The sequence below is a fragment of the Roseateles sp. P5_E11 genome (assembly GCF_054049355.1).
Genome location: NZ_JBFUMO010000782.1, coordinates 1 through 2,171 on the forward strand (window position 1 = coordinate 1; position 2,171 = coordinate 2,171).

The 2,171-nt window shown below is 67.9% G+C and carries 2 protein-coding genes; both read right to left on the reverse strand.

Features of this window, described 5'->3' with window-relative positions:
• Window positions 1-565: 565 nt before the first annotated feature.
• A complete protein-coding gene (locus tag ACXJKR_RS30505) occupies window positions 566-1,093 on the reverse strand; it encodes a YcnI family copper-binding membrane protein (protein ID WP_457326033.1) in 528 nt (175 codons plus the stop codon).
• Window positions 1,090-2,171: TonB-dependent receptor (locus tag ACXJKR_RS30510; protein ID WP_457326034.1), on the reverse strand; the 1,082-nt coding region annotated here is incomplete at its 5' end. The genes ACXJKR_RS30510 and ACXJKR_RS30505, both read right to left, overlap by 4 nt.

The following is a 2,171-nucleotide window of genomic DNA, read 5'->3' on the forward strand; positions in this document are numbered from 1 at the left end:
ACTCGGTGCCGCAGCGCGCCAACGCCAGCGCCAGCAATTGATCGGCGTAGACCGACCGGCGGTCTTCCCGAACCTCGGGGCGCGGAATGCGCACGACCTCGACGGCTGCCGCAGCCTGCACCCCCACCGCAAACCACAGTGCCGCGCAGAATCGAGCGAGCACTGTCATGAAGAACTCCTGCTGCTGCAACAGGTGGCGATGCTACCGGTCAGTTCCCAGAAGGCCGCCGCGCACGCCGAGTGGCGTTTGCATGCAGGCAAAGTAAAGCCCCGAGCGGCCAAGGCCGTTCGGGGCGAAAGAGCGCTTCACGCCGCCCGGGACGCACCCCGGAGGGGCGTGGGGCTGCGGCGTGGATCACAGCGCAGGTGGCCTGGCAGGGCGACACCGGGAGGTGACGCAGTCGGGCCCGAATCTCGTGCTTTCATGGTCGCGGGCGGCTCGCGTGCCGCCTCGCCAGGGGCCGCAACGTTGCCGGGGGCCATGCACTGGTGACGGGCTGAATCATCGGCGCAGTGATCTGAAAACAAAGCCGCGATCAGCCGGGGTCGACCGGGCTTTTTCGGCTCAGTGACTGTGAGCCTCGGTACGGGCGGGCAGCACCTTCAACCTGACGGCCGGTGCGCGCGGCTTGGGGTTGGCGGCGCTCGGCAGCTCGGCCCAGTTCCATTCGCCCTGGGTGCAGACCTGGCGCACGGCAAAGGCCAGTTCGCCCGGCTCGGCTGGCAGGGACACACGCAGCACGAACTCCTCGTACCAGGCGTCCTGCACGTAGTTGGCCTCGCCATTGGCCACCCAGCGTGCCTCGGCCAGTTCGTCGGTGACGGCCTTGCCATGGCTGTCGTAGGGGACTTTCAGCGGCCGCTGCTTGGTGGTCAGCGTCCAGCCGGCTTTGGACATGGGCTTGGCGCCGCGCAAGCCCTCCGGCAGGGTGACGACGATTTCCTTCGTCGCCGCGCCGCCCTCGCAGCCGTGCCCGACCTTGAAGACGGCGCGGTAGCTGCTGCCGGCCGGGGCCTCGGGCTGCTCCAGCGTGATGTGGGCCTGGGCGGTGCCGGCGACGGCAAGCAGAGTGGCGGTGAGATATGTCTTCATAGATCGAATTTCAGCTCGGCCGAGTAGCTGCGTTGCGGGTAGGGGTGGAAGTTCCAGTATTGATAGTTGTTCAGGTTGTCGATGCCGACGGCGGCGCTCCACTGGCGGTCAATCTTCCACAGCACGCGCAGATCGGCCGTCGCATATTTGCTGACGCCCATGTAAGCAAAGCCGTTCACGTCGGCATTGTTGAGTGTGCGGTACTGGCGGCCGCTGTAGCGGGCCGCGAGGCTGGCGCTCCAGTGCTCGTCGAAGCGCCAGGCTGCCAGGGCGGTGGCGCGCCAGCGCGGGATGTTGGGCTGCCAACGCCCCAGGGTGTCGCCCGGCGTTGCGACAAAGCCGCTGTTGGCCTTGATCCTGGAGTCGGTGTAGGTCGCACTGGCCGACAGGTCCAGGCCCTTGAGCAGCCAGTCGTTGGCGGCGAGCGTGGCCTCGAGGCCGGTCGTGCCTATCTTGTCGATGTTCTGCACGCGGCTGACGTTCCTGTTGGCCGCCGGGTCGAAGAGGGCCTGCGAGTACAGCGAATCGCGGGTTGTCTCGGCGAACAGCGTGAGGCGCGACTGCAGCGGTCCCCAGGTGGCTTCAGCGCTCAGCTCGGCCGTCCAGGACTTCTCGGGCTTGAGGTTGGGGTCGTTGATGTACGCCGAGTTTGTCGTCGACGTGGCACCATACAGCTCGGCCACGGTGGGCATGCGAACGGCCCGGCCGACGGAGGCCTTGAGCACGGTGTCGGCCGTGGCCTGCCAGGACAGGGCCGCCTTGGGTGACAGGAAGCTCTCGCTGCGCGCGGCATAGGCCTGGCCGGCCGTGGCCGAGAAGTCCGTGCGTCCGTCGTGGGCCTGCCAGGCTTCAGCGCGCAGGCCCAGCACGGCCTTCCAGTCGGGCGCCAGCAGCCAGGCGTCCTGTGCATAGGCGGCCTGCAGGCGGGTTTTTCCCTGGACATTGGCGGCCATCGCGCCGGGGCCGTCAGCGAGGTAGTTGCCGGCGATGTTGGACGTCAGGTAGCTGAGTTGGTAGCTGTCCTGCTGCAGGCCGAGGTCGACGACGTGGTCGGTCCCCGCGGGGCGCCAGATGCCCT

Excerpts from the sequence above, each read along its gene's own strand:
- ACXJKR_RS30505 (WP_457326033.1), bottom strand. The coding sequence starts at position 1,093 with ATGAAGACATATCTCACCGCCACTCTGCTTGCCGTCGCCGGCACCGCC.